This is a genomic window from Candidiatus Paracoxiella cheracis, assembly GCF_049348705.1.
Lineage (GTDB): Bacteria > Pseudomonadota > Gammaproteobacteria > Coxiellales > Coxiellaceae > Paracoxiella > Paracoxiella cheracis.
The window spans coordinates 1,968,611-1,989,602 of the sequence record NZ_CP186485.1 but is presented as its reverse complement, the minus strand read 5'-3'; the positions used below and the strand labels follow the sequence as shown (position 1 = coordinate 1,989,602).

Here is a 20,992-nt window from a genome sequence, read left to right as displayed (position 1 = left end):
TGTCTTGAAAACCTAAAATAACCTGAGTTCTGTATAAGAAAAGGAATAAGTGAATGAAATAATTGAAAAAAAGACCGGAACCGCTAAAATTTAGCTCCAAAATTACAGCTAAATAATGTAACAGGAGTTAATCATGTTGGCACCGGTCACGGAGATTTTTTGTGATATGGATGATTTTTGCAAGGATTATTTGAAAGGTCAATCAAAGTATTTGCTACCGAACCCAGACAGAAAACGAGATCGAGCGATGCAAATGAGCTTGTCTGAAATTGGCACCATCATTGTGTTGTTTCAAATGAGTCACTATCGCACATTTAAGGATTTTTATTGTGGATGTGTTTTACAAGACATGAAGAAGTATTTTCCTACGGCGCTGAGTTACACACGTTTTGTCGCCTGCCAATCAGCAGCGCTAATGATGCTCGCCGCCTATTTGCTTTCGAGAAAGGGCAAACACACGGGATTGTATTATATTGACTCAACTACACTACGCGTATGCCACAATAAACGAATTTATCGAAACAAGGTTTTCAAAGGCATTGCTAAACGCAGTAAAAGCACAATGGGCTGGGTTTACGGCTTTAAACTACATATTGTGATTAATCATCAAGGGGAATTAATCCGTTTTTGTTTAACGAAAGGGAACGTGGATGATCGCGCTGTTGTTAGAAAATTAATGGCTAATTTAAAGGGGTTGGGCGCTGGCGATAAAGGGTATCTTGGAAAAGATCTTGCGGACGATTTGGCAAAACACGATTTAAAATTTGTGACAAAAGTCCGTAAAAATATGAAGAACAAAATGCTTTCTGCATTTGAAAAGTTTTTCCTAAAACAACGTGGCATCGTAGAAACGATTATCGATCAGTTGAAAAACTTGTATCATGTTGAGCATTCGCGTCATCGTAGTCCGATTAATTTTTTAGTCAATACCCTTGCAGCGCTAATTGCCTATTCTTGGCGACCAAACAAACCAGGAATAAAAACCAACAATATAAAGAATAATTTATACGCAGTTATCCAGAACTGAGGTTAAAATACTTTATTGATTTCAATGATGGATAGGGGTTGAGGTTATTATTTTGCGGGCGTAAGTACCATGGAGGTACTTAGCAGCCAAGGATGGTGATTCCCGAAAAACAGCAACCTCAATCACGATAAGCAAGCAATTGAAATTCTTTAATTGGTCTAGAGATGCCCTTAACTATTTATTTTTCTTGATACTGTCTTTCAATGATCAGAGCTTCCTCATGAATCATAGAATAAAGTTTGCGAACAGCATCAGCATCAATACCTAATGATTCTGCAAATTCAGTTTTTGATTTTAATACAGCTTCCCAACGCGCCTGATCAAGCGGCAAGATATTGTGTTGTTTTTTATATTTCCCCACTTGGTTTACTAGCTGCATACGCTCTGACAATAAAATACAAAATGACATATCTAAGCTTTTTAATGTGCCATTAAACTGTTGTAACATGCTTTCGTTGAACACCAAAAATTGCTCGCCACCTGCCGAAATTTTACTATCGTACAAGTGATCGTTTGCTTCAAAAAGATGGTTCAGGATTTTTTGCACAAACACCTTTCTTAAACTCAACATTGCTGCAAAATCCGCTGTTTCTTTTGCAGCGTTTTCACGCAACTTGCTGCGCGACAGATCGATTTTATGCAATTTTTTGTATTCGATGATAAAATTAACGAGTTGGGCACGGCGGAATAAAATAGATAAAATCGCTGAATCGACATTATCGATCAATGCCCTTAGAAACAAAAGCTCGGGATGATCTTCTGTCTTTAGCTCATCATTTTTCACATGTTATCCATCTAAGTCGATATTAAATTATTTGTTACTGCTAACAAACCAAATAAATTTTTAGGATCTTTGCAATCAGGCACCATATCTAACATGTGACCCACATGAAAGTCCTCTGCTAAACTATAAACTAATCGCAACGCGGCATAATCTTCGAGCGCAAAGCCAACAGAATCAAATACCATTATTTCATCATCGGACGTACGCCCTAGTTTTTTACCACTGGTGAGTTCCCATAATTCTGCATAAATTTCTTTTTCTTTGTAATTTTGTATTTCACCTTCTTCTTGCGTTTGTTCAATAAATTCAACCACAATTTTACTGCGATGAAGTATTTTAGGGTCCAACTCTGTTTTACCGCGACAATCACCCCCGACGGCATTGATGGCAACACCCGGCTCAAGCCAAGCTTCTTTTAAAATATGTGCTTGTTTTTTTGCTGCCGTTGCCGTTGTAATAATATCGGCTTGATGAATAGTAGATTGCACATCCTGACACGCTTCTAACTCAATAGAATAACCTGCCAAGTTGCGCGCGAATTTTTCCATGGCTGCAGGATCTAAGTCAAAATATTTTACCTTTTCAATGCCCAACAACGCCTTATGCGCCAATACTTGAAACTCGCTTTGTGCACCCGTACCAATCATTGCCATGGTTTTTGAATTTTTTCTTGCTATAAACTCAGCCGCAAGTGCTGACGTCGCCGCCGTGCGAAGTGCCGTTAGTATTGTCATCTCGCTAATTAATACTGGATAACCCGTCGCTACGTCTGCGAGCATGCCGATGCCCACCACCGTTTGTTTATTTTGCTGTGGGTTCTGGGGATGACCGTTAATGTATTTTACGGAATAGTAATCTTTACCCCAGATCGGCATTAACTCAATCACACCAAAGTCGAAGTGAGTCACACTCCGGGGTATTTTGTGAAATTCCGGCCAGCGATTAAAGCAGTCCCTCATTTTCTCGACCAAGAGTTCGAAAAATTTTTCGATGGTGACCTTCCGGATCAAGCTTTTAATGTCGTCAACGGTGATGATTCTGACCATGATAAAGCTCCTGAATTCCCAAAAGAAGCTGTTGCAAACAGCCCCTAAACATTTAAATACTGTAGCAGGTAACAGCGGCTCCAGGCAACGATTCTTGACATTTTTTGCGCACTGCCCTATCTTCATCCTTTGTCTGGGGTGCCGACAAATGATCGGCTGAGATTGTCCTTGGCGGGTAAAACCCATCGAACTTGATCCGGTTAACACCGGCGGAAGAAGTACATTATGCAAGCATTCATACATACCCTCGATATTGTCGGGGCAGTTTTTGCGTTACTTTCCACCATTTTTTATGTCAAAGCCGATAAATGGGCGTGGCCTCTTGGCCTCGTCGCGACAGTGCTGGATGCTACTTTATACGGCTTAACCGGCATTTACGGCGACATGACACTTGCCGGCATTTATTTTATTTCGATGTTTTACGGCTGGTATATGTGGACTCATAAAAATAATCGTAATGAGGCGTTAGCGATTACACATTTAACGTGGCGTGTAGCATTCATTTTATGTGTGATTGCTGTTGCTGGAATTTTTTCGGTTGCTGAATTATTAAAGCATTTTACGAATTCGCAAGTGCCTTATCTTGATGCCACAACCACCGTTTTGAGTTTAATCGCACAGTGGATGATTTGTAAGAAAATTATTGAAAATTGGATTTTGTGGTTTGTCGTGGATGCCATTTATGTCGGGTTATATTTTTATAAAGATATTCCCGCGCATAGTATTTTGTTGATTATTTACTTGGGTTTGGCGGTCACTGGTTTTATCCGATGGCGCCATTTAATTGCAAAACAAAACCCAACATTGTTGTCTGGCAACTACGCGCCCGAATAGACTTCGGAGCGTCAGTGAGGAATTTCAATTGCTTGCCATTTAATTAACCCAACTTTTTGGCACTAAAAATGATTCATACAACTTAGCCTCATCACTACCAGGCTCAGGATGCCAATCGTACTGCCATGTAACGAGTGGCGGCAAAGACATTAATATCGACTCGGTGCGACCACCGGACTGTAACCCAAATAATGTACCACGATCATAAACTAAATTAAATTCTACATAGCGGCCGCGGCGATATAATTGAAAATCACGCTCTCGATTGCCATATTCGATATTTTTGCGACGCTCTACAATCGGTAAATATGCTTCGATAAAACTATCGCCAACGCTTTTAATAAATTCAAAACAACGCTCGAATCCCCATTCATTAAGATCATCAAAAAATAATCCACCGATACCGCGAGGCTCTTGACGATGCTTTAAATAAAAATAATCATCGCACCATTTTTTATAATTTTTATAAACATCAGGACCAAATAGATCGCAAGCTGCTTTTGCCGTTTCATGCCAATGCCGACAATCTTCTTCAAACCCATAATAGGGCGTTAAATCATAGCCTCCACCAAACCACCAAACTGGATCCGCATCGGCTTTTTCCGCCATAAAAAATCGTACATTCATATGCGAGGTAGGCACATAAGGATTGTGTGGATGAATGACTAAAGAAACACCCGTAGCTTGAAACGCACAACCTTTTAGTTCGGGACGTTTTGCTGTTGCTGCACTGGGTAATTGCTCGCCTTTTACGTGTGAAAAATTCACACCAGCTTTTTCAAACACAGCGCCTTCTGTAAGCACACGCGTTCTACCGCCACCTTCACCTGTTTCATGTTGCCAATTATCTTCATGAAATTTGGCGCGACCATCTTCTTGTTCTAATGCTAGGCAAATATTATCCTGAAGTTTTTTTAAATAAAAAATTATTGCATCGATATTCATTGTAATCTCAAAGGATGTTAGGGGACACAGTTACCACTATTTCAATTTAATGAACACTTCACCGTTATCAATATGATATAAACCTTGCTCATAGGCTTTTTTTCCAGAGGCATTTAAATTTTCACTTTCTTCCAATGTTAACGCCAGCGGAAGCAGCGGTGTGATAGACTGCGATGTGATATAAAAATCACATAACGATGCGATATGTTTTCGAAAGTATGAACCGCCATAACCGACAAAACGTTCGACGATAGCAGCCGCTTCCACATCATTCATACCATCACCAATATGTAACATATGCTGATGTTTTTTCTTTAAGGCCTCAACCACTTCACGTTTACCGTGTTGGCGCGTCATGGGTGAACTGGGATCATAGCCACTATAATTTCCATTGTCATCAACATACACCGCTACTGCAAAAACATTTTCTCTCGGAATATTTAAACGTGCCGCAAGACTTTCAACTGCTGACTGGATGCCGGCAGAAATCACATAAACAGATTTATGAAGTCGTTGAAACACCTGAATAACACGATCCACATCCGGTGTTAAGTGCGCGTAATAATCATCACCTAATGCTGCTAACTGCGATGCCGTTGGTCTCACTAATTCCAAACGCTGCCGATAAATTTCACTGTTGAGACCCCTTTTTTCCATCGCCTCTTCAGTCAATAAACGCACGCGCTCTTCAACGCCGTTGACTTTAGCCAATGCATCGATGCCCTCGATTTGACTCAAGGTAGCATCGCAATCGAAAACGATAGCATCGATAGTGTGTTTTAAGTGCCAAGACTGTATTGCCATAGTGCTGGTTATTGTATACTAGTAGCCGATTCCAACCAACAATCATGGATTGATTATGAATAAACCAATTCGATGGAATTCCCGCGTCTCATTTATTTTTGCAACAGCCGCTGCAGCCATCGGTTTGGGTAACGTTTGGCGATTTCCCTATCTTGCCGGCCAATATGGTGGCGGAGCTTTTGTGCTTGTTTATATCTTCTTTGTAATCATCCTCGGGATCCCACTCATGACCTCCGAGGTCATGTTAGGGCGCATTGGACGAAGCAACCCTGTCAATTCGATTGCCAATGTCGCGAAACTCGTTAATCGCTCCCGATACTGGGGATTGTTGGGCGGGTTGAGCGTTTTAGCCGCCTTCTTGATTCTCACGTATTACATGGTCATTTCAGGATGGGTGTTTGACTACTTTGTACGAGCATTGTTAGGACATTTTAAACACGCAACAGAATTAACCGCGATTGTTAACTTTAAAAAATTACAATCTAGCCCCTTACAAATGTTATTCAGCGACAGTTTTGTTACTTTTGCGACGGTCGGCGTCATTGCATTTGGTATCAAACGAGGCTTGGAACGCACCGTCATGATTATGTTTCCCGCTTTAGTGATCATCATGCTAGTGCTTTTAGGATATGCGATGACAACCGGCGGTTTTCGACAAGGCGTTGTATTTCTCTTTCGCCCTGATTTTTATGCGCTGACTCCTAAAATTGTACTCGTAGCTCTTGGCCAAGCTTTTTTTAGTTTAAATATCGCGATGGGCATTATCATCATGTTTAGCGCCTACTTGCCAGATGAAACGCCGGTGATGAGCAGTGTCGTGGCTGTGTGCTTTTCCGATACTGCTATCGCAATTCTAGCGGGATTGGTGATTTTTCCCATCGTCTTTGCCAATCATTTGCAGGCTGCCTCTGGGCCTAGTTTAATATTTAAAACGTTACCGATAGCCTTTGGTCATTTGCCTTTTGGCAATATTATTGGCGCGCTATTTTTTCTTTTATTATTATTTGCTGCATTCACATCGACGATTTCGTTGATTGAACCCGCAGTGTCTTGGCTCATGGAAAAATTTAATCTTTCACGTACAAAATCGGTCATGTTAGCTGGTATTACCTGTTGGATATTAAGTTTTGGCACCATCGCATCATTTAGCCATGCCTCTCAGATTCATATCCATGGCATTACTTTTTTTAAAGCTATTGATTTTTTAACCTCAGCGATTATGCTACCTGTTGGTGGGCTTCTTATTGCTATCTTTACAGGTTGGTTATTACCGACGCAAACCATCCACGATCAATTAGGTTGGAACGTCAATACAGGATGGTTTAAAACGTGGCGTTGGATTAAACGATACTTTGCGCCGATCGCCATCGTGTTAATTTTACTCAGTTCTTTTGGAATATTTAATCATGTATAAAATACAAGTTCTTAACAATATCTCTCATGTTGGGCTTTCTCATTTTCATATCGATCACTATGAAATTTTACAAGAAGCCAACAACCCCGATGCAATTTTAGTTCGTTCTTTTAACATGCACGACATGCCAATCCCTAAAAGCATACAAGTGGTTGGTCGCGCGGGTGTAGGCACAAATAATATTCCCGTTGAAAAATTAACAGCGCTGGGTATTCCCGTTTTAAACACACCCGGTGCAAATGCCAATGCCGTGAAAGAATTGGTCATCACGGGCATGCTATTAGCGAGCCGTAATATTTGCCCTGCCTGGGATTATACGCGTCAAATCCAAGGGGACGATCAAGCATTACACCATCAAGTGGAAAAACAAAAAAAACAATTTGCAGGATTTGAATTGCCCGGCAAAACGCTCGGCGTGATTGGTCTTGGGAAAATCGGCGTCAAAGTCGCTAACGCCGCCATTCAATTAGGTATGAACGTCATCGGCTACGATCCTGCTATCACGGTGCGAAGTGCGTGGGAATTATCATCCGACGTGCAACAAGCCGAATCCCTGAAAGATGCGATCCAACACTCCGACTTTGTGACGCTCCATGTCCCCCTAAACGATAAAACACAGCATTTAATCAATGCTGATCTTTTAAAAATGATGAAGTCTGGCGTTGTATTATTAAATTTTGCACGTGCGCCGATTGTTGATAATAATGCCTTAGCAGAAGCGCTCGATGATAATCACGTACGCAACTATGTATGTGACTTCCCCTGCAACCGCTTTAAAAATAATCCGCACGTGATCAGTTTGCCGCATCTCGGTGCTTCCACCAAAGAGGCAGAGGAAAACTGCGCCATTATGGTCGCAGAACAAGTGCAAGAATATTTAGAAAATGGCACGATTCGAAATTCGGTTAATTTTCCGGCCGTAAAGTTACCACGCGGCGATGGATATCGCATTGCTATTGCTAATTTAAATGTACCCAACATGGTCGCGCAAATTTCAACAATATTGTCTAATGCAGATCTCAATATTATCGACATGATTAATAAATCACGTGATGAGATTGCTTACACAATGATGGACGTTGATACCGAAATTAATGACGAGGTATTTCAGCAAATACGTGCAATTAAAGGCGTTGTACGTGCGAGAAGACTTTAGGGCTCGCCAAACAAACGCATGATTATTCCAACACGCGTTTGATGAAAGGAATCGTCAAGCGTTTTTTAGCAACGAGTGAAGCGTGATCTAATTTATTGAGGACTTTAAATAATTCAGTCATGTTGCGCGGCAGATGACGCAATAGAAATTGGCCCACTTCGCACGATATATGCATGCCGCGATGACGGGCGTGCATTTGTAATGCCAATAATTTTTGCTCGTCAGATAGCCCCGTCACTTGAAATACCAATCCCCAGGACAAACGTGAACGTAAATCCGCTAATTCACAAGGTAATTGTGGCGGCAGATCGTTTCCCGATACAATTAATTTCACACCGTTATCACGCGCGCGATTATAAAAATGCAATAAAGCTTCTTCCCATTGAGGCTGCCCAAGCACGGCATCGATATCGTCCAAACACACTAAACGCATAGCTTCCATGCCTTGTAATATTTCCGGTGTTAGATGCTCTGAGCGTAACGGCAAATATACGATAGAACATTGCCGATCACTAAACTCATGACAACACGCCTGCAACAAATGGCTACGCCCAACACCGGGCGCACCCCACAAATAAATAAATTGCTCACCATCACCCGATAATAATGCTTTTAATGCTTTAACAAGATGATTATTGTCGCCGGGATAAAAATTTGTGAATGTCGCATCGTCGCGTAAATTAACGGGCAATGTCAACTGCCTAACCATTATTGTCATTTCCATTGTTAATCGGTTGATTGGTGTTTTCTGAATAATGATAAAATAAATTCGCCTGGTTCGTACCGACATCCGCAGGCGCTGCTTCTGCAGTCAAATGATCCACCATTTTTAATGCACTCACTAAGCCGCTAGAACCACCAGCCGCATTCACCTCTAATAATAAAATGTCATTACTCATATCATTAACTGTCACTTTCGATACATCTGCCAAACGACGCAACGCAGCAACGACATGCACATAATCATCGAGATTCTCAACACCACTAATCTGCAGCATCACGGTGCTTTGTAAATTTTTACTATCTATCGTCGCCAATTGATTAGCCATCATGTCCGCCGCTTGATTAATACCATTTGTGATGACTTGCTCCACACTCATACCGTTCGTTTGCCATTCGTAAGGTGTACCATTTAATAATAATTTCCATTCACCTTGAAATTGCTCGCTGCCATTATTAATAATGCTACCTGCCAATGCACTCTTCACACCATAACGTTGCACCGACGTCGTGAGCTGCTGACTGCTCGGCAATTGTGCCGGCGTTGATGCTATATTGGCTTGATCTTGAAGATCCATCGTCGGAAAAATAATCGGTACGCCGCGCTGTTCGGTCACTTGTTTGATTGATGTAATAATTGGACTTGAATCACCACTCGAAATCACATTGTTTTGCACACCTTGTGAGACAGACAACCAAATCAATGTCAGTGGTCGATCACTGCTCCAAATCGACTGACCTGCATTTTTAAGCAGGTGCTTCATTGCACTACCATCGAATACAACATACAACATGAGCTGCGAATTTCCGGCGGCATTTGTTTGCGTCGAGTAACTGTAACTGACTACTAAATTGTTGATGTTTGACGACGCGTTTTGAACGGCTGACACAGTACTGACGCTTGTATTACCACTCATTTTAACCAACACTTGATTAAACGCCGTTTGAAGTGCTTTTTGCAAGCTTTGGTCCGAACGGTCGGCCACCGGCACATTCGCGGTATTCATGCCACGAACTTGAACAGCCTGAGCGCTGCTTATGACTAATAACATTGCAGCGGTGAGGAAAAGCGTTATGATTTTCTGGGCCATATCGATTCCGTTGTTTTTGCTCCAACGGTGGAAATTATACCTCATCGCCTGTGTATAACTCCACCTACCTCTGTGGCTTTGTTGCCTAACTAAAACATGAACAATCTATGTAATTTTTGCTGTCTATATTATAATCAGCACCCCAGGATTTTCAAGCAGAAGGCGGTTCATATGCCAAATAAATATCCAAACAAAAAAGGCTGGACGATTCCCAAGCAGAAATACAAGGTGAGCAATTGGCGTGAAGGCTTTGTTGCCTAACCTCACGGCTTTGTCTGTGTCGCAAAATTTAGGCGCAACGATAACTCGCCGGCATTCCTAGCCGTGTCATTTTATTTAACACACCACAACCGATCATTGATTCGATTTTTTGCCGTACAAAATCTCGAGCATGTAACGTACTACCCAATATTCTTTTGTAGCGTTGAATCGCCAACTCTGAATAATTCCGATAACCGTATTGTCTTATTCGTTGCCAAGCCATTCGGCCCAATGCTTTTAGTTGCTTAACATTACCATTACGTTGTGTATGATTATTTTTATCATAAACAGCATCACTATCAGGCGGCATTATTATAGCGGCTCCTTTAAAGTAATTTGATAATATTTCATAAACAGGATTCTTATCGTAGGCACCATCGGCGCTGACATGGCCCACTTTGCAAGTAAGTTGCTTTGATAACGTTGCAACGCTTTGGCAATCCGCCGTAAAGCGATCCGTTAAATCATTACCATGAATAATATGTTTATTATCAACGGCTATATGCAATTTACGCCAACTCCGTTTGGCTGATAATGTATATGTTTCCTGATGCCATTCACCTCTGCCAAACCGTTTTAACCCAGTGGAGTCAAGGGCGATAGCCACAACGCTTTTATCTGCCGATTCCGTTTTCCTGTAACGAGGCGACTGAATAGTTAAAAGCGCTAACCGTTTTGACAAGCAACTGTAATCCGGTGATTTTATATTAAGGGCTTTCATCTTGAAAATTGAATTCATAAACCCTTGACATTGCCTCAACGCTAAACGAAAAACTTGCCGAATTTCATGGCAGGTAATGATCGCAAGATCCGTGAACTTTTGGGGTGCGCCTTTGCCATCATACACACGATCTTTTTCATACCACGAATGAATAATATCATCGGATATCCAGATTTCAATATTGGCACGATTGCGTAATGCATTATTATATTCACGCCAATTGCTCACCTTGTATTTCTGCTTGGGAATCGTCCAGCCTTTTTTGTTTGGATATTTATTTGGCATATGAACCGCCTTCTGCTTGAAAACCCTGGGGTGCTGATTATAATATAGACAGCAAAAATTACATAGATTGTTCATGTTTTAGTTAGGCAACAAAGCCTTGGCGATTCAACGCTACAAAAGAATATTGGGTAGTACGTTACATGCTCGAGATTTTGTACGGCAAAAAATCGAATCAATGATCGGTTGTGGTGTGTTAAATAAAATGACACGGCTAGGAATGCCGGCGAGTTATCGTTGCGCCTAAATTTTGCGACACAGACAAAGCCGTGAGGTTAGGCAACAAAGCCGCAATTGAACTCGATGATGCAGAGAAATACTTCCGTAATGCAGAAAATCATGGACTGTGCTACTATCGAATGCTCTTTATTTCAGTTTTACGTAACAAGGAGGGTTTAAGTTTGGGTTATTTATGCAGATTGCCAGTTACGAATATATAGTTACGCTTTCTATTTATTTTCTTATTATTTTTGCGCTGTGTTATTTTGCAAATAAGCGTACTCGCGATCTGTCTGATTATGTACTTGGTCACCGCTCTTTGAGTGGTCCTATCGTTGCGCTAGGTGCTGGGGCTTCCGATATGAGTGGTTGGCTATTACTCGCTTTACCCGGTGCTGTCTTTGTTCATGGGTTAAATCAAATTTGGATGCCTATCGGTCTTTTATGCGGCGCATACTTGAATTGGCGTTTGGTATCGCCACGATTGCGAGCCTATACTGAGATTGCAAATAATGCCCTCACTATTCCGGCTTACTTCGATAATCGTTTTCACGACACTACTCGTGTGCTTCGCCTTGTCACCGCAGCAGCCATTCTTATTTTTTTCACGGTTTATGCTTCCGCGGGCTTTGTAAGCGGTGCGTTATTATTTGAGAGCGCCTTTCATTTGTCGTATCACACGGCACTATGGATTAGTGCGGTGTTCGTGATTATTTACACGGCATTCGGTGGTTTTTTAGCTATAAGCTGGATCGATTTTTTTCAAGGTTCGCTCATGTTTTTTGCGTTGATTATAACGCCACTTTACACCTCGCATCACATGGGTGGTTGGCATAAGGCGTTTCATCAATTGATGCCGTTGGGTGCAGGCTATTTACAGCCCCTGCATGGTATGACCACCATCGGCCTTTTATCTTTGCTCGGCTGGGGGTTAGGTTATTTTGGTCAGCCACACATCTTAGTGCGGTTTATGGCGATTCGATCTGTGAAGGAATTGCCCACAGCTTGGCGTATTTGCATGAGCTGGATGTTCATTGGACTTGTCGGCGCCGTTGTGACTGGCCTAGTGGGACATGCTTATTATACTCGGGGCTTGTTACATCCAGAAGGTACTTTTTTGCTGCTGGCTAAGAGTATGTTCTTGCCGTGGGTTACTGGCATTTTACTGGCTGCGGTACTGTCTGCCATCATGAGCAGCAGCTCGGCCCAGCTATTGATATCCTCGAGTGCGCTGACGGAAGACATGTTCCATCGCTTTTTGCGTCGTCGTGCTTCCCAGTCGGAATTGGTCTTCATCAGTCGACTGATGGTAGGGGCAATTGCTTTAGTGGCTATAGGGTTAGCGTACAACCCCAAAAACTCCATCTTAGAGTTGGTAAGTTATGCCTGGGGTGGCTTAGGGGCAGCTTTTGGGCCGGTCATTCTCGGTTCACTGTTTTGGAGGCGTATGACGCGGATGGGGGCTATTTCAGGCATTGCTGTCGGCGCCTTAACCGCTATTGTTTGGAAGAGTGTGTTATCTCATTACGGCGGTGTGTTTGCGATTTATGAGATTATACCAGGGGCATTATTAGCGACGTTCTCTATCATAACGGTAAGTCTTCTTGGTAGTGCACCGTCTGAACAAATATGTTGTGAATTCGATCAGGCAAGAGCCAATGTTCAAGGGGAAAAGCCCTCAAACACAGACCTTGTCTATCCTGATATAAAAAATAACTAATGCGATAAGGTTTCAGCAGAAGGCTATTTTTTGCCTTTGTCTCCGGCATCACCCTTTGCTGGTTGTAAGATTCCGGATTCTTTAAGCTTTTTAGTGAGTTCGTTCATGACACTACTAGCTTGCAGAAAGGCTTGAGGACTCGCAATGAGGCGATATGCGACCTTGGTTTGAGGTTTATTCGGATCTGAGGGATTTGGTACTAATTTGATCATGTCGATTCGAATAAGGCCGCCTATAAGTGCTGCGCCAGCGAATCCGTCGATAAGAATTTCTTTGGGTTCTGATTTGTCATTCATGGTGGGTTCCTTGATTAAAGATGTTCGTAAGCCTATACTTTAATGAGAAAAACTTGAAATCATGTAGAGTAGTATAGCAGTTGATTTTTTGTTATTCCATAGTTGAAAAGAAGCGCGATTAGATTATTTTTTTATATGTGATAAGCTGTGGCTTTTTTGTAACACTTGATCGTTAAATGTCCATAAAGGACTTGGAGAAAGCAATACATTATGGGCAATGTCGACTCCATAAAAGGCACTTTGCTTGATTGTTTGGTAGAGCTTACTATTATCTACGCACGTAAAATGACAAAGGAAGCGCTGGTTAGTGGCCTGCCTTTACGTGGACAAGAACTCACACCTGAATTTTTTCAGCGTGCCGCAGAACGTGCCAATTTTCTTAGCAAAGCATATGACCTTCCTTTCGAGGATATCAATGTGCGTATTTTACCTTGTATTGTAGCCTTACATGATCATCAGTATTGTTTATTGCTTGCTGTGGAAAATAAAACAGCAAAAATTTTCACAGAAGGAAAACTAGAAGAGATTCCGCTGGCGGATCTTCAGCTTCAATATGCTAATCAAGTAATTCTCGTTAAGCCTAAAAATATTGGTGCAGAGGAAGCAGAAGAAGCAGCACCGTTTCGTATCCGAAATGTAAAATGGTTTTGGGGAGCTGTTCGCACATCTTGGTCATCTTATTCTCAAGTTTTACTCGCTTCATTTTTTATTAATATATTCGTCCTTGCCTCGCCATGGCTTTGTTGCCTAACCTCACGGCTTTGTCTGTGTCGCAAAATTTAGGCGCAACGATAACTCGCCGGCATTCCTAGCCGTGTCATTTTATTTAACACACCACAACCGATCATTGATTCGATTTTTTGCCGTACAAAATCTCGAGCATGTAACGTACTACCCAATATTCTTTTGTAGCGTTGAATCGCCAACTCTGAATAATTCCGATAACCGTATTGTCTTATTCGTTGCCAAGCCATTCGGCCCAATGCTTTTAGTTGCTTAACATTACCATTACGTTGTGTATGATTATTTTTATCATAAACAGCATCACTATCAGGCGGCATTATTATAGCGGCTCCTTTAAAGTAATTTGATAATATTTCATAAACAGGATTCTTATCGTAGGCACCATCGGCGCTGACATGGCCCACTTTGCAAGTAAGTTGCTTTGATAACGTTGCAACGCTTTGGCAATCCGCCGTAAAGCGATCCGTTAAATCATTACCATGAATAATATGTTTATTATCAACGGCTATATGCAATTTACGCCAACTCCGTTTGGCTGATAATGTATATGTTTCCTGATGCCATTCACCTCTGCCAAACCGTTTTAACCCAGTGGAGTCAAGGGCGATAGCCACAACGCTTTTATCTGCCGATTCCGTTTTCCTGTAACGAGGCGACTGAATAGTTAAAAGCGCTAACCGTTTTGACAAGCAACTGTAATCCGGTGATTTTATATTAAGGGCTTTCATCTTGAAAATTGAATTCATAAACCCTTGACATTGCCTCAACGCTAAACGAAAAACTTGCCGAATTTCATGGCAGGTAATGATCGCAAGATCCGTGAACTTTTGGGGTGCGCCTTTGCCATCATACACACGATCTTTTTCATACCACGAATGAATAATATCATCGGATATCCAGATTTCAATATTGGCACGATTGCGTAATGCATTATTATATTCACGCCAATTGCTCACCTTGTATTTCTGCTTGGGAATCGTCCAGCCTTTTTTGTTTGGATATTTATTTGGCATATGAACCGCCTTCTGCTTGAAAACCCTGGGGTGCTGATTATAATATAGACAGCAAAAATTACATAGATTGTTCATGTTTTAGTTAGGCAACAAAGCCCCTCACACGGATGATTTTGATTTTTTAATTATCATGGGTGGCCCGCAAAGTGCTTGTGCATTGGAGAAATATCCATACTTGCAAGAAGAAATTAGCTTAATTGGAGCTGCGATCAACGCAGATAAACCTGTGCTTGGTATTTGTTTAGGTGCGCAATTAATTGGAGCAGCTTTTGATGCTCCTGCAAGCCGAAGCCCTGAAAAAGAAATGGGATGTTTTCCGGTCGAATTAACCGAAGCAGGAAAACACGACAGAATCTTCAAAAACTTTCCATCTTCTTTTGCCAGTATTCATTGGCACAACGACATGCCAGGTGTTCCGGCAGACGCTGCCGTTCTCGCAAAATCAGCAGGTTGCCCACGTCAAGTGATACGCTATGGTGAGAAAGTTTACGGGTTGCAATTTCATTTGGAATTTACAAAAGAAAAACTCCAAAAGCTTATTGATAAATGTAAAGATGATTTAACACCGAGCAAATATACGCAAACTGCTGAAGAAATGTTGTCGGCAAATTTCAAAGAAATTAATGCCAGTATGAAATTAGTGTTAGATCAACTAACCGGGTGGTGCCTCATTTTTGTTGATGGCATCTAAATAACCCTCCCAAACTCGTGCCTATTGATAAATAATCCGATGACAGGGTCTGTAAATAAGATTGTGTAAATGCGATGGCTTTGTTGCCTAACTAAAACATGAACAATCTATGTAATTTTTGCTGTCTATATTATAATCAGCACCCCAGGGTTTTCAAGCAGAAGGCGGTTCATATGCCAAATAAATATCCAAACAAAAAAGGCTGGACGATTCCCAAGCAGAAATACAAGGTGAGCAATTGGCGTGAATATAATAATGCATTACGCAATCGTGCCAATATTGAAATCTGGATATCCGATGATATTATTCATTCGTGGTATGAAAAAGATCGTGTGTATGATGGCAAAGGCGCACCCCAAAAGTTCACGGATCTTGCGATCATTACGTGCCATGAAATTCGGCAAGTTTTTCGTTTAGCGTTGAGGCAATGTCAAGGGTTTATGAATTCAATTTTCAAGATGAAAGCCCTTAATATAAAATCACCGGATTACAGTTGCTTGTCAAAACGGTTAGCGCTTTTAACTATTCAGTCGCCTCGTTACAGGAAAACGGAATCGGCAGATAAAAGCGTTGTGGCTATCGCCCTTGACTCCACTGGGTTAAAACGGTTTGGCAGAGGTGAATGGCATCAGGAAACATATACATTATCAGCCAAACGGAGTTGGCGTAAATTGCATATAGCCGTTGATAATAAACATATTATTCATGGTAATGATTTAACGGATCGCTTTACGGCGGATTGCCAAAGCGTTGCAACGTTATCAAAGCAACTTACTTGCAAAGTGGGCCATGTCAGCGCCGATGGTGCCTACGATAAGAATCCTGTTTATGAAATATTATCAAATTACTTTAAAGGAGCCGCTATAATAATGCCGCCTGATAGTGATGCTGTTTATGATAAAAATAATCATACACAACGTAATGGTAATGTTAAGCAACTAAAAGCATTGGGCCGAATGGCTTGGCAACGAATAAGACAATACGGTTATCGGAATTATTCAGAGTTGGCGATTCAACGCTACAAAAGAATATTGGGTAGTACGTTACATGCTCGAGATTTTGTACGGCAAAAAATCGAATCAATGATCGGTTGTGGTGTGTTAAATAAAATGACACGGCTAGGAATGCCGGCGAGTTATCGTTGCGCCTAAATTTTGCGACACAGACAAAGCCGTGAGGTTAGGCAACAAAGCCTAATAACTATTTGAATAATCGTATTGAGCAATCCCATCGAGGCATCAAATCACGTATGCGTGTGATGAAGGGATTCAAGAATATATTTTGCGCATTACGGTTTTGTACAGTCTTTGAAGAAATACAGCAGTTTTTTAGAGAAAAAAATAAAAATCTCAGGACAATTCTATCTAAATTTCAAACCTTCAATCAATTATTCCAACAAGCTTTCTGAATAACTCTATTATAGAAGCATATGAGTCAATAGTTGACTGAGTTTTTAAAGAACCACTTAATAGATTGCAATGTCAACCGCCTTTATTTCGTGACACCGCAAAAATTCATGAATACCAAAATTCCGCCACACCAATAATTGGTTTTATTGAACAGCCCATATTATGACCACTGATTTCTAGAGATGCCCTATATATTAAATTATAATCAGAGTCTAATAGGGTTGATCGCATGAAAATATTATTTTCCCGGTAGATCGCCCCAGATATATTTGTGTAGCTGTATCTGAAAACGCACCGGCAAACGGTCTTCGATAATCCAATCAGCTAAAACTTGATTATCAATCTGTTCAAAACTAGGCGAGAATAAAACTTCACAACGATCGGTTAAATTATATCGCTCCATGATAGATTTCGCCCAGTCATAATCGACACGATCACAAATGACAAATTTAACTTGATCTTGTGCAAATAGGGCAGCAATATTTTCAAAACGATTGCGCTTCACTTCCTTGGATCCCGGCGCTTTTAAATCAACAATTTTAATTACCCTCGGATCAACCGTTGAAATGTCCAGGGCACCACTTGTTTCCAAGGAAACGATGTAGTTACGATCACATAAGCGCTTTAATAAATCCAGACACAAAGGCTGAGCCAACGGCTCACCTCCGGTCACAGTAACATAGCGAGCATGATAGCCAGCGACTTGTTCAAGTATTTGGTCGACAGTATGTCGCTGTCCCTCATAAAAGGCATAAGCGGTGTCACAATATTGACAGCGCAGCGGGCACCCTGTTAGACGAATAAAAACAGTGGGTAACCCCACCGTTTTTGTTTCACCTTGCAAAGAATAGAAAATTTCCGTGATTTTTAGTGTGTTCACGATGACTTGTTTGGTTTAGCGCTAGCTTCAGCATCAAGTTGTTGTAAACGGATACTTGCTAATTGCGCCGCTGTTGAACTTGGATGCTGCTTTTTCAACTGTATTAACTCTTGTCGTGCTTGTGCAATTTTTCCTTCATCGGCATGAATAATCGCCAATTTCAACTTAGCATCTGCAATTTTTGGGGATTTAGGAAATTTGGTCATCACGGTCTGGAACTGCTGCGCTGCTTGGTTATTATTTTTCTGCGTTAAATAAATTTCACCCAACCAATAATGGGCATTACTGACATACTTTCCGTTTGGATAATCACTCAAATAGTTTTGAAAAGAAGCCTCTGATTTATCGTATTGCTTTTTAGCGAGTAGATTAAACGCAGCCTGATACGCATTGGCATCTTTCGTATTAATGTTATTGCTAGCAGCGCCAGTAGAATTGTTACTCACCTTTGTATTTCCACTGTTATCCGAAGCACTATTTCCGGAGCTTAAGTTTTTTAGTTGATCAATTCGTTGATCCAAATCTTGATAAAAACTTCGTTGCTGATCATTCAAGAGTTTCAAATCATGTGCTTGAACCTGCAACTGGCCTCGCAACTGCGCCAACGATTGTTGTAAATCACTAATCTGCTGCGGCAAATTCATAGCAGCAAGGTTATCGATTTGTTGTTGCAACCGCGCTAACCGCTGACTGACTGTTAACGAAGACTGCTCAGGCAGTGTCATAGTCGGTGAAGGTTCATTCGTTGCACTGGGAGCACCAATTATTTGTGATGATGACTGAACCGGTTGTGATTGCGCTTCTGTATTTGATATTTGCCCCCCTTGATCACTCACATCAACTTGCTCGCCTTGCGGATTGCTTTGTGAAACATCAACCACAGGCGCAGGCGTTGTTGCCGCCAATGCTACAGAAGCGGTCGTCATGGTCATAAACGCAATTGCAGAAAACAGGGAACCCAAAAATAACTTACCACTCATTTTAATATGCCTCGTACACCAAATGAACACGACGGTTCAATCTCCAAGCTCTTTCATTATTTCCAAACACTGCAGGATGTTCTTTTCCGTAACTCACCATATCCAATTGTTTAGGGGCAACCCCAGCCTGTTCCAGAACCCGCGCAACAGCTTGATCTCGACGCCACCCCAAACCTATATTATATTCCCGACTGCCACGATTATCAGCATTTCCTTCTAAGCGTACCTTTGCATTCGGATGCGTGGCTAAGTAATTTGCCTGGATATTCATCGCTTTTAAATCTTGTGGGCGTATACTACTGCTATCAAACACGAAATAGTAGGTTTGGTTAGCAGGCGCCACCAAGGGATTGATAATTTCACCATTTGCATTTCGACGAATTTGCCCCTGATATCCAGCCTGCCCATTCATCGCATAAGTTTGAGCTGCCGACGAACCACCAGCCATTGGACCACCGGCCGCGGCCCCTTCAGAGCCTTTTTTCATCGAACTACAAGCTGCCAGACTTACAACACCTAATCCCACCAAAGAAATCTTGGCCCATTTTGTTAAAGTCATGCTTCTCTCCTGATTGTTAATCGTTGTTTGATGATGAATTTAAAAACGGTGACCATGCCGGCTCTTGAACCGTGCCTTCACGCGCCGGCAGTCGTAATTTTATCCGTCCATCGCTCGACACTTGTGCGAGCACACCTCGACCACCATACTCTCTCGCATAGATTACCATTTTCCCATTTGGCGCTAAACTCGGTGATTCATCTTCACCAGTCTGAACTAAAACCTGTACCTGACTTGAAGCCAGGCTCTGCCGCGCGATGCCAAACAGATTATCCCGACGATGCATCATCACGATGGATTGCTCATCAGGCATAAACGAAGCACGTGCATTGTAATTGCCACTATAAGTGACGCGTGTAATCTTGCCTGTCGTGAAAGAATAATCATAAATCTGTGGCGTTCCGTCGCGATTCGAGGTGAATAACATGGACTTACTATCCGGAGCCCAAGCGGGTTCCGTATCGATAGACCAACCGGAAGTAATTTCCCGTAAATTTCGTGATGCTAAATCCAAAACATATATCTTGGGATTACCCGTTTTCGTTAACACCAGAGCCAACTTTTTGCCGTCTGGTGAAAAGGCTGGCGCGCCGTTGATGCCAGGCGCATCGCTGATCAATTGGCGTTTGCCTGTCGCTAAATTCTGGATAAAGATTTGCGCACGATGATTCTCAAACGACACATAGGCCAGACGTTCTGCATCGGGCGACCAGGCCGGAGACATAATCGGCTCGCTCGACACCAGCATTGCCTGGGGGTTAAAGCCATCCGCATCAGCCACCTCTAACGTATATTTTGGTGGCTCATTGGGAGTTCGCTGAACAAGAATATAGGCGATCTTGGTAGAAAATATGCCACGAATTCCCGTAACTTGTTGATAAATAAGGTCGCTAATATGGTGCGCTAGATTTCGCAGACCCTGGCCATTCACCTGAAAAGATCGACTCAACAATACATTATTGGCCGATTTGTTATTAGCAGCGCTATTGAAAATACCAATGAGCGTGAAAGCGACTTGATAACGCCCCCCACCCAGCGGCCGAATAGAGCCCATGACCACATCGTTGACCCCTTGCTTACGCCAATAAGCATAATTGAGGTTTTGCAGATTCTGGGAGCTCTGCGCTTGATTATTGGCCCCACTGACTCGAAATTGACCACTATTTTGCAAGTCATTGGTAATGACCTGGGTGATTGCTTCACCTCCAGGCACCAATGTCTTAGGCCCTGCAAATGGCACAATTGCAATTGGGATAGCAGCCGTCATGCCCTGGGTCAACTCTAGGTCAAGCGCAGCATAGGCAGGGGAGACACCCCCGAGGCAAGCAATGATTAAAGCAATTAATAAATGTTGTAACCGCATAGTTCTTTTCCAATTTGAAGCTCGATTATAGTG

The 20,992-nt window shown here is 41.9% G+C and carries 24 protein-coding genes and 1 riboswitch; of the genes, 11 read left to right on the top strand and 13 right to left on the bottom strand.

Translation table 11 applies throughout. The annotated features are described in order from the left end of the window. Positions 1 to 133: 133 nt before the first annotated feature. A complete protein-coding gene (locus tag ACJMKR_RS10465) occupies positions 134 to 1,027 on the top strand; it encodes an IS982 family transposase (RefSeq protein ID WP_423062298.1) in 894 nt (297 codons plus the stop codon). Positions 1,028 to 1,205: 178 nt separating this feature from the next. Here ACJMKR_RS10465 and ACJMKR_RS10460 read toward each other — a convergent pair whose 3' ends face one another. Continuing rightward, complete coding sequence (locus tag ACJMKR_RS10460; protein WP_423063002.1) at positions 1,206 to 1,811, bottom strand: chorismate mutase; 606 nt, start codon at positions 1,809 to 1,811, stop codon at positions 1,206 to 1,208. An 11-nt stretch (positions 1,812 to 1,822) separates the two neighbouring features. Then, complete coding sequence (locus tag ACJMKR_RS10455; RefSeq protein WP_423064243.1) at positions 1,823 to 2,803, bottom strand: ornithine cyclodeaminase; 981 nt, start codon at positions 2,801 to 2,803, stop codon at positions 1,823 to 1,825. Between ACJMKR_RS10455 and ACJMKR_RS10450 the strand changes: the two genes are divergently transcribed. Then, positions 2,735 to 2,905, top strand: a complete 171-nt coding sequence (locus ACJMKR_RS10450) for a hypothetical protein (RefSeq protein ID WP_423064281.1) — start codon at positions 2,735 to 2,737, stop codon at positions 2,903 to 2,905. The two genes, ACJMKR_RS10455 and ACJMKR_RS10450, sit on opposite strands and share 69 nt — an antisense overlap. A gap of 76 nt (positions 2,906 to 2,981) precedes the next feature. Beyond that, positions 2,982 to 3,093: riboswitch (TPP riboswitch) on the top strand. After that, a complete protein-coding gene (gene pnuC / locus ACJMKR_RS10445) occupies positions 3,083 to 3,691 on the top strand; it encodes a nicotinamide riboside transporter PnuC (RefSeq protein WP_423063001.1) in 609 nt (202 codons plus the stop codon). Its footprint overlaps the riboswitch before it by 11 nt. 39 nt (positions 3,692 to 3,730) lie before the next feature. On the opposite strand, the gene hemF is transcribed toward pnuC, so the two are convergent. Beyond that, positions 3,731 to 4,636, bottom strand: coding sequence for an oxygen-dependent coproporphyrinogen oxidase (gene hemF / locus ACJMKR_RS10440; RefSeq protein WP_423063000.1), 906 nt, complete (start codon positions 4,634 to 4,636; stop codon positions 3,731 to 3,733). A gap of 36 nt (positions 4,637 to 4,672) precedes the next feature. Beyond that, positions 4,673 to 5,440: an HAD-IB family phosphatase gene (locus ACJMKR_RS10435; protein ID WP_423062999.1), complete on the bottom strand. Its 768-nt coding sequence runs from the start codon at positions 5,438 to 5,440 to the stop codon at positions 4,673 to 4,675. Between the two features lie 55 nt (positions 5,441 to 5,495). Here ACJMKR_RS10435 and ACJMKR_RS10430 point away from each other — a divergent pair, with 55 nt between their 5' ends. Together ACJMKR_RS10430 and ACJMKR_RS10425 are read left to right on the top strand one after the other, a co-directional pair. After that, on the top strand, positions 5,496 to 6,854 hold the full coding sequence (locus ACJMKR_RS10430; RefSeq protein WP_423062998.1) for a sodium-dependent transporter: 1,359 nt from the start codon (positions 5,496 to 5,498) through the stop codon (positions 6,852 to 6,854). Further along, entirely contained in the window at positions 6,847 to 8,010 is a 1,164-nt protein-coding gene (locus ACJMKR_RS10425) for a phosphoglycerate dehydrogenase (protein WP_423062997.1), read from the top strand. Before ACJMKR_RS10430 ends, ACJMKR_RS10425 begins: the two co-directional genes overlap by 8 nt. A gap of 22 nt (positions 8,011 to 8,032) precedes the next feature. On the opposite strand, the gene hda is transcribed toward ACJMKR_RS10425, so the two are convergent. The 3 genes from hda to ACJMKR_RS10410 all read right to left on the bottom strand — a co-directional run bounded on the left by hda (position 8,033) and on the right by ACJMKR_RS10410 (position 11,088). Then, entirely contained in the window at positions 8,033 to 8,734 is a 702-nt protein-coding gene (gene hda / locus ACJMKR_RS10420) for a DnaA regulatory inactivator Hda (RefSeq protein WP_425475596.1), read from the bottom strand. Further along, entirely contained in the window at positions 8,712 to 9,782 is a 1,071-nt protein-coding gene (locus ACJMKR_RS10415; protein WP_423062996.1) for a DUF2066 domain-containing protein, read from the bottom strand. Before ACJMKR_RS10415 ends, hda begins: the two co-directional genes overlap by 23 nt. A gap of 328 nt (positions 9,783 to 10,110) precedes the next feature. Beyond that, positions 10,111 to 11,088, bottom strand: a complete 978-nt coding sequence (locus ACJMKR_RS10410; protein ID WP_423062509.1) for an IS5 family transposase — start codon at positions 11,086 to 11,088, stop codon at positions 10,111 to 10,113. Positions 11,089 to 11,185: 97 nt separating this feature from the next. On the opposite strand from ACJMKR_RS10410, the gene ACJMKR_RS10405 reads away from it, so the two are divergent. Both ACJMKR_RS10405 and putP read left to right on the top strand, forming a co-directional pair. Next, on the top strand, positions 11,186 to 11,332 hold the full coding sequence (locus tag ACJMKR_RS10405) for a hypothetical protein (protein ID WP_423062995.1): 147 nt from the start codon (positions 11,186 to 11,188) through the stop codon (positions 11,330 to 11,332). 165 nt (positions 11,333 to 11,497) lie between these two features. Beyond that, on the top strand, positions 11,498 to 13,024 hold the full coding sequence (gene putP, locus ACJMKR_RS10400) for a sodium/proline symporter PutP (RefSeq protein ID WP_423062994.1): 1,527 nt from the start codon (positions 11,498 to 11,500) through the stop codon (positions 13,022 to 13,024). Between the two features lie 23 nt (positions 13,025 to 13,047). Here putP and ACJMKR_RS10395 read toward each other — a convergent pair whose 3' ends face one another. After that, positions 13,048 to 13,320, bottom strand: coding sequence for a hypothetical protein (locus ACJMKR_RS10395; RefSeq protein ID WP_423062993.1), 273 nt, complete (start codon positions 13,318 to 13,320; stop codon positions 13,048 to 13,050). 210 nt (positions 13,321 to 13,530) lie between these two features. Between ACJMKR_RS10395 and ACJMKR_RS10390 the strand changes: the two genes are divergently transcribed. After that, positions 13,531 to 14,103: a hypothetical protein gene (locus tag ACJMKR_RS10390; protein WP_423062992.1), complete on the top strand. Its 573-nt coding sequence runs from the start codon at positions 13,531 to 13,533 to the stop codon at positions 14,101 to 14,103. On the opposite strand, the gene ACJMKR_RS10385 is transcribed toward ACJMKR_RS10390, so the two are convergent. Beyond that, positions 14,100 to 15,077, bottom strand: a complete 978-nt coding sequence (locus tag ACJMKR_RS10385) for an IS5 family transposase (RefSeq protein WP_423062509.1) — start codon at positions 15,075 to 15,077, stop codon at positions 14,100 to 14,102. The genes ACJMKR_RS10390 and ACJMKR_RS10385 overlap by 4 nt on opposite strands. A 130-nt stretch (positions 15,078 to 15,207) precedes the next feature. Between ACJMKR_RS10385 and ACJMKR_RS10380 the strand changes: the two genes are divergently transcribed. The 3 genes from ACJMKR_RS10380 to ACJMKR_RS10370 all read left to right on the top strand — a co-directional run bounded on the left by ACJMKR_RS10380 (position 15,208) and on the right by ACJMKR_RS10370 (position 17,176). Continuing rightward, positions 15,208 to 15,768: a glutamine amidotransferase-related protein gene (locus ACJMKR_RS10380; protein ID WP_423062991.1), complete on the top strand. Its 561-nt coding sequence runs from the start codon at positions 15,208 to 15,210 to the stop codon at positions 15,766 to 15,768. Positions 15,769 to 15,941: 173 nt separating this feature from the next. Next, positions 15,942 to 16,919, top strand: a complete 978-nt coding sequence (locus ACJMKR_RS10375) for an IS5 family transposase (RefSeq protein WP_423062509.1) — start codon at positions 15,942 to 15,944, stop codon at positions 16,917 to 16,919. A gap of 53 nt (positions 16,920 to 16,972) precedes the next feature. Further along, positions 16,973 to 17,176 carry a DDE-type integrase/transposase/recombinase gene (locus ACJMKR_RS10370; protein ID WP_423062990.1) on the top strand — a complete coding sequence of 68 codons (204 nt, stop codon included), beginning with the start codon at positions 16,973 to 16,975 and terminating at the stop codon, positions 17,174 to 17,176. Positions 17,177 to 17,415: 239 nt separating this feature from the next. Here the strand turns inward: ACJMKR_RS10370 and queE are convergent, their stop codons facing one another. From queE to tolB, 4 genes are read right to left on the bottom strand one after another with little or no spacing between them, the layout of a single operon-like run. Beyond that, positions 17,416 to 18,021 (bottom strand): 7-carboxy-7-deazaguanine synthase QueE, encoded by a 606-nt coding sequence (queE, locus tag ACJMKR_RS10365; protein ID WP_425475595.1) that lies wholly within the window; start codon positions 18,019 to 18,021, stop codon positions 17,416 to 17,418. Positions 18,022 to 18,053: 32 nt separating this feature from the next. Continuing rightward, positions 18,054 to 19,037, bottom strand: coding sequence for a tol-pal system protein YbgF (ybgF, locus tag ACJMKR_RS10360; protein ID WP_423062989.1), 984 nt, complete (start codon positions 19,035 to 19,037; stop codon positions 18,054 to 18,056). A 1-nt stretch (position 19,038) separates the two neighbouring features. After that, a complete protein-coding gene (locus ACJMKR_RS10355) occupies positions 19,039 to 19,596 on the bottom strand; it encodes an OmpA family protein (protein ID WP_423062988.1) in 558 nt (185 codons plus the stop codon). 16 nt (positions 19,597 to 19,612) lie between these two features. Next, positions 19,613 to 20,959, bottom strand: a complete 1,347-nt coding sequence (tolB, locus tag ACJMKR_RS10350; RefSeq protein ID WP_423062987.1) for a Tol-Pal system beta propeller repeat protein TolB — start codon at positions 20,957 to 20,959, stop codon at positions 19,613 to 19,615. Between the last annotated feature and the right edge of the window lie 33 nt (positions 20,960 to 20,992).